The sequence below is a fragment of the Lentilactobacillus parafarraginis DSM 18390 = JCM 14109 genome (assembly GCF_001435895.1).
Taxonomy (GTDB): Bacteria; Bacillota; Bacilli; order Lactobacillales; family Lactobacillaceae; genus Lentilactobacillus; species Lentilactobacillus parafarraginis.
The window spans coordinates 1-5,951 of record NZ_AZFZ01000093.1; the positions used below are offsets into that span (position 1 = coordinate 1).

3 protein-coding genes and 11 tRNA genes are annotated in these 5,951 nt (G+C 42.5%); 3 read left to right on the forward strand and 11 right to left on the reverse strand.

Annotation, left to right across the window (positions count from 1 at the left end):
- The first annotated feature begins 320 nt into the window (after positions 1-320).
- The 3 genes from FD47_RS13295 (at position 321) to FD47_RS13305 (ending at position 4,270) form a co-directional block, all read left to right on the forward strand.
- Positions 321-2,468, forward strand: a complete 2,148-nt coding sequence (locus tag FD47_RS13295) for an amino acid ABC transporter substrate-binding protein/permease (protein WP_056980793.1) — start codon at positions 321-323, stop codon at positions 2,466-2,468.
- On the forward strand, positions 2,465-3,202 hold the full coding sequence (locus tag FD47_RS13300; RefSeq protein WP_054736580.1) for an amino acid ABC transporter ATP-binding protein: 738 nt from the start codon (positions 2,465-2,467) through the stop codon (positions 3,200-3,202). Before FD47_RS13295 ends, FD47_RS13300 begins: the two co-directional genes overlap by 4 nt.
- Positions 3,203-3,301: 99 nt before the next feature.
- Entirely contained in the window at positions 3,302-4,270 is a 969-nt protein-coding gene (locus FD47_RS13305; protein WP_054736578.1) for an IS30 family transposase, read from the forward strand.
- A 602-nt stretch (positions 4,271-4,872) separates the two neighbouring features.
- Here FD47_RS13305 and FD47_RS13310 read toward each other — a convergent pair.
- The 11 genes from FD47_RS13310 to FD47_RS13360 form a co-directional block, all read right to left on the reverse strand.
- Positions 4,873-4,957 (reverse strand) — tRNA-Leu (locus FD47_RS13310).
- Positions 4,958-4,999: 42 nt separating this feature from the next.
- Positions 5,000-5,070, reverse strand: a tRNA-Cys gene (locus FD47_RS13315).
- A gap of 25 nt (positions 5,071-5,095) precedes the next feature.
- A tRNA-Gln gene (locus tag FD47_RS13320) sits at positions 5,096-5,167 on the reverse strand.
- A 7-nt stretch (positions 5,168-5,174) separates the two neighbouring features.
- Positions 5,175-5,247: transfer RNA gene (locus FD47_RS13325), tRNA-His, on the reverse strand.
- A 14-nt stretch (positions 5,248-5,261) separates the two neighbouring features.
- Positions 5,262-5,332, reverse strand: a tRNA-Trp gene (locus FD47_RS13330).
- 5 nt (positions 5,333-5,337) lie between these two features.
- A tRNA-Tyr gene (locus FD47_RS13335) sits at positions 5,338-5,420 on the reverse strand.
- 5 nt (positions 5,421-5,425) lie between these two features.
- Positions 5,426-5,498: transfer RNA gene (locus FD47_RS13340), tRNA-Phe, on the reverse strand.
- Positions 5,499-5,557: 59 nt separating this feature from the next.
- Positions 5,558-5,631: transfer RNA gene (locus FD47_RS13345), tRNA-Asp, on the reverse strand.
- Positions 5,632-5,645: 14 nt separating this feature from the next.
- Positions 5,646-5,718, reverse strand: a tRNA-Val gene (locus FD47_RS13350).
- Between the two features lie 4 nt (positions 5,719-5,722).
- Positions 5,723-5,794 (reverse strand) — tRNA-Glu (locus tag FD47_RS13355).
- Positions 5,795-5,815: 21 nt separating this feature from the next.
- Positions 5,816-5,907: transfer RNA gene (locus FD47_RS13360), tRNA-Ser, on the reverse strand.
- Positions 5,908-5,951: the final 44 nt, after the last annotated feature.

The window sequence follows — 5,951 nt, forward strand, 5'->3', positions numbered from 1 at the left end:
GGTGTTGCACTTCAATTTTAAATCGAGGAAATTAAATCATCATATGTATTCATGAATTTAAAAGCAATTTACGCGGGTGGTTTATTTTTAGCGTTAACCACCCTAAATCAAGCGACTAGTTTTAATTATGAGTAAGGCAATCATAATTGTCAATCGTTTTTTAATCGTATTTTAATGCTAAAATCCGTAATCAGTGTCACATCAAGCTTACGAGTTCACATAGTTCCTTTTACCTATGACTATACATTACCCTCATTTTCTGATAAAATAGTCCCATTATCACATGTTATATTTTATTACATACGTGTAGGAGGAAAATCATGAAGCATAATTTATTCAAAACCCTTGGCTGGGTTGCCTTTTTGATGACGTTTTTTACCTGTATCGGGTTGACAAATGCCAATGTTCAGGCAAAAACGTATCAAATTGGAACGGACGTAACTTACCCACCATTTGAATTTGCAAACAAGCATAATCAATATGTCGGAATTGATATCGACATTATGAATGCCATTGCAAAAGAAGAGGGGTTCAAAGTCCACATTAAACCAGTGGGATTTAATGCAGCCGTTCAATCAGTTGAATCTGGACAATTAGACGGCGTCATCGCCGGAATGACGATCACACCAGATCGCCAAGCCAAGTTTGATTTCGGAACGCCCTACTACAAAACTGGCGTCATCATGGCTGTTGGCAAAAATAGCAATATCACCAGCTTTAAACAGCTTAAGGGAAAGCGCGTTGCCCTGAAAACCGGGACTGCGGCCGCTGATTACGCGAATAGTATTAAGAAAAAGTACGGGTTTAAAACCGTGACGTTCGACGATTCTGACAACATGTACCAAGACGTTACGACTGGAAATTCGGTCGCCTGTTTTGAAGATCAACCCGTCATGCAGTACGGCATCAAACAGGGATTGAAACTTAAAATTGTGACAAAGCCCGCGAACACCGGCTGGTATGGTTTTGCTGTAAAAAAAGGATCGCATAAGGCGTTAATCACCAAATTTAACGCCGGCTTGAAAAAGATTCGGGCAAATGGGACTTACGACAAGATTGTGGGTAAATATTTAGGCAGCAAAACTAATCAAGCCGTTAAGGGCAAAACCTTCACGATTGGTACTGATGTGACGTTCCCACCATTCGAATTTGCCAATAAACACAATCGGTACGTTGGTATCGATATGGATCTTATTCGATCAATCGCAAACGAACAGGGATTTAAAGTCAAAATTAAACCACTTGGCTTTAACGCCGCCGTCCAAGCGGTAGAATCCGGTCAAATCGATGGTGTCATTGCCGGAATGTCCATTACGAATGCGCGAAAGGCTCAATTTACATTCTCCGATCCTTACTTTACGTCTGGAGTTGTCATGGCAGTTGCTAAAAATAGTCATGTTAAGAAACTCTCAGAATTAAGAGGAAAGAAGGTCGCCGTTAAGACCGGGACTGCTGGTGCTGACTATGCCAATAGTTTAAAGAAAAAATACGGATTTACCGTCGTTACCTTTGATGATTCAAATAATATGTATCAGGATGTCACGACCGGAAATTCCGCTGCCTGTTTTGAAGACGATCCTGTGATGAAATACGCAATCAAGCAAGGCGCCAAATTAAAGATTGTTACCAAGCCGGCTGAAAGTGCCCCTTACGGATTCGCGGTTAAAAAAGGGCGCAATCAGGCACTGATGAGTGCCTTCAACAACGGCTTAAAAGATCTAAAGGCCAGCGGCACATATGACAATATTAAAGCGAAGTATCTTGGCACCGATAAAGCAAAGGTGGCTGCTTCCGAATCGGGTAATAGTAGTGAGGACCGAAGCTTCCTTGGTTTGATTAAACAAAACAAGGGTGCCCTTCTCTCAGGGTTTTCTGAGACGATGTGGTTAACTGTTGTATCAATATTCTTCGCAACGGTATTTGGCGTGATTGTCGGGCTCCTGGGGGTTGTGCCTGGTAAGTTCTTTAACGGCCTTTCCAGTGTCCTCATATACATCTTCCGCGGAATGCCATTGCTGGTTCTCGCCCTGTTTATCTATACGGGGATCCCGAGTTTAACGGGTGAAAAGATTCCAGCATTTGTCGCCGGCGTGGTAACATTAACATTTAACGAAGGTGCCTACATTGCCGCCTTTGTGAAGGGTGGTATTCAGGCTGTTGACCCTGGCCAAATGGAGGCCGCAAGGAGTTTGGGATTGCCATTTGGTAAATCCATGAGGAAGGTCATCTTACCTCAAGGGATTCGAATCATGATCCCGTCATTCATTAATCAATTCATCATTACGTTAAAGGACACGTCAATTCTTTCAATCATCGGCTTACTTGAATTGACGCAAACCGGTAAAATTATCATTGCTAGAAACCTTGAAGGCTTTAAAGTTTGGACAATCATTGCCCTAATGTATCTAATCGTGATTACATTGCTTACTTGGTTATCTAACTGGGTTCAAAGGAGAACTAACGTATGAGTGAAAAAGTTAAAGTAACAAATTTAGTTAAAACATTTGGCGACAACGAGGTTCTTAAGGGAATCAATTTGACAGTCAACAATAACGAGGTGGTCGTCATCATTGGTCCTTCTGGATCTGGTAAGAGTACCCTGTTACGAACACTGAATAAGCTTGAAGAACCAACTTCCGGATCGATTATCATTGATAATGTCGACATTGCAAATAAAAATGCCGACATCAACACCGTTCGTAAAAATATCGGCATGGTGTTTCAACACTTTAATCTGTTCAATAATTTAACCGTTGGCGAAAATATCATGCTTGCTCCGGTTGAATTAAAGATTGAAGATAAGAAGGCTGCAAGTGACCAGGCCAAACGGTTGCTAGAGACGGTTGGCTTATCGGAAAAATTTGATGCGCGGGTCCAATCGTTATCGGGTGGTCAGCAGCAACGAGTTGCGATTGCGCGGGCGCTCGCAATGAATCCGGATATTATGCTGTTTGATGAACCAACGTCAGCCTTAGATCCTGAAATGGTTGGAGACGTCCTTCAAGTTATGAAGAACTTGGCTAAAAATGGAATGACAATGATTGTTGTTACTCACGAAATGGGCTTTGCAAAAGAAGTCGCCGACCGGGTCGTGTTCGTTGATGATGGTCAAATTCTTGAACAAGGTACTCCAGATCAAATCTTCGAACATCCAAAGAATGAGCGATTACGAGACTTTCTAAACAAAATTTTGAACGTATAGCCCTTCTTATTTAAACGCCGTTTGTAAAATTAAGTTAGAAAAAGGCCATTTGTGATAGACTTTTGAATAACCACAAACAAAAGTAAAGGAACATCACAAATGACCTATAGACATCTTACCACACGTGAATTAACCCTCATAGCTGATTTTTGGCACCAAGGAACTAAAGCCTATCAAACCGCCAAACTTCTCAAGCGTAGTCAGGAAACGATTTATCGAATTTATCGTTTCCTTAATGGCGGTAAAACCATTGAACAATATCTTGAAAAATACCAGCGTAATAAACGTCACTGTGGTCGAAAACAAGCTCAGTTACCCCAAAATGAAGTTGAGTATATTAACGACCAAATTAAAGCTGGCTGGACACCGGATACCATTATTGGTCGTAAGGAACATGCCATTAGCTGTAGTATGCGGACCCTTTATCGGATGTTTGCTCGAGGACAGTATAATTTCAATGCTCAACAGTTACCGATGAAGGGTAAACGTCACCCCAATGGCTATGTCGAACGACGTGGTAAGGCTGGTCAGCTTGGACGCAGTATCTATCAACGTTATCAAGACTTCCCTCATTACCAGGATGAGTTCGGTCACTTTGAAGCCGATACTGTTCAAGGCAAAGCCCATCGTGGAGCTGTCATGACCTTGGTAGAACGTCAATCCAAAGTCATGATTGTTCTCAATGTTCATCGCAAAACTGATGAAGCAGTTAATTGTCACTTAGATAAATGGCTTTCAAAAATGCCCCGTCACTTGGTTAAGTCAATTACCTTTGACAACGGTAAAGAATTCGCTGGTTGGCGTGACATCGCTAATAAGCATGACATTCATACTTATTTTGCGGAAGTCGGGGCACCCAATCAACGTGGACTTAACGAGAATAATAATGGCATTTTACGCCGTGACGGTCTCAGTAAACGATTAGACTTCCGCAACCTACCTGATGAATTAATTACCCAACTCATGTCATACCGTAATCGAATTCCACGGAAATCACTTCACTATCGCACACCTGTTGAAGTATTCATGAAGAATATCACAGATGAACAGCTTTCAACATTTTTCTAATTTAAATTGACATTTCAGGAAACAATAATAGGTTTGCTAATTAGTTTGAAACTCTCAGGGATTGATGTCATGGCATCAATCCTTTTTTTGCGCATTGATGCTGGATCGCGCACTTATTGCCCTCGGCCATAATTCAAGGACAAAAGAGACGCTTTGATATTTTAGAAGAGATTTGTTTCATACAAAGCCCAAAGCAATTCTAAACGCGAGCAAACGCATCAGGATCCACTAAGGTAATGCAAGCCCTCCCATGTGCGTATGGGGCTCTCCTCTCGTCCTTCGACCGACTAGCGATTCTCTCTATCATCTCATCAGTTAGATCATCAGAATGTTGATATCACGATCCATGTTTATCTTCACATTATTCAAGAATTACAAAATGAAGAATCTAAAAAAACAATTTCGTATATGAATAAACTTGAGGAAATGTCGACTTAAAATGGGTCATTGTTTGGGTCACGATTTTTATGCATAATGACCTAAAATGACCAGACTTTTGATAAACTATGTGAATCTATGTAATGATTTTAACCACAAAAAAAGAAGAACGCTGTTATATCAACGTTCTTCTCGATTATGAAACATCATATGTGGCCATGTAGTACCGGAGATGGGGTTCGAACCCACACGATCTCAACGATCACTGGATTTTGAGTCCAGCGCGTCTGCCAGTTCCGCCACTCCGGCATAATGATAAATAAATAGATTGATTGGCCATAATATGGTTAAAGGCGGTAATCGGATTCGAACCGACGATGAAGGTTTTGCAGACCTCTGCCTTACCACTTGGCTATACCGCCATAACTTTGGCTAACCCTAACCCAACTGGGTTAGCTGGATTCGAACCAGCGCATGACAGAGTCAAAGTCTGTTGCCTTACCACTTGGCTATAACCCAATCAAAGGGCGGTAGGTGGGAATCGAACCCACGCGTGTCGGATCCACAAACCGATGTGTTAACCACTTCACCACTACCGCCATAGTATTATTAACAGGGATAGTAGGAGTTGAACCCACACCGACGGTTTTGGAGACCGTAGTTCTACCATTAAACTATATCCCTATAAATGGAGGGGAGTGGATTCGAACCACCGAACCCGAAGGAGCGGATTTACAGTCCGCCGCGTTTAGCCAGACTTCGCTACCCCTCCGTAAATGGCGCGGGACAGAATCGAACTGCCGACACATGGAGCTTCAATCCATTGCTCTACCGACTGAGCTACCGAGCCATACCATTAACAGATATAATAATACTAAGTTGTGTATTCAATTTTCAAATACATAACAACGGTCCGTACGAGACTCGAACTCGTGATCTCCTGCGTGACAGGCAGGCGTCCTAACCAACTAGACCAACGAACCAGGCTGTTATGGAATGGAGGATACAGGGATCGAACCTGTGACCTCCTGCTTGTAAGGCAGATGCTCTCCCAGCTGAGCTAATCCTCCAAAGTGACCCGTACGGGATTTGAACCCATGTTACCGCCGTGAAAGGGCGGTGTCTTAACCACTTGACCAACGGGTCATAAAACTTATTATTCGGTTACGGAGAGTAAGGGATTCGAACCCTTGAAACAGGCTTTTACCCGTTTACATCATTTCCAATGATGCTCCTTCGGCCAGCTCGGACAACTCTCCAATTAAATAATAACTCCGGCAGGCGGGCTCGAACCGTCGACAAC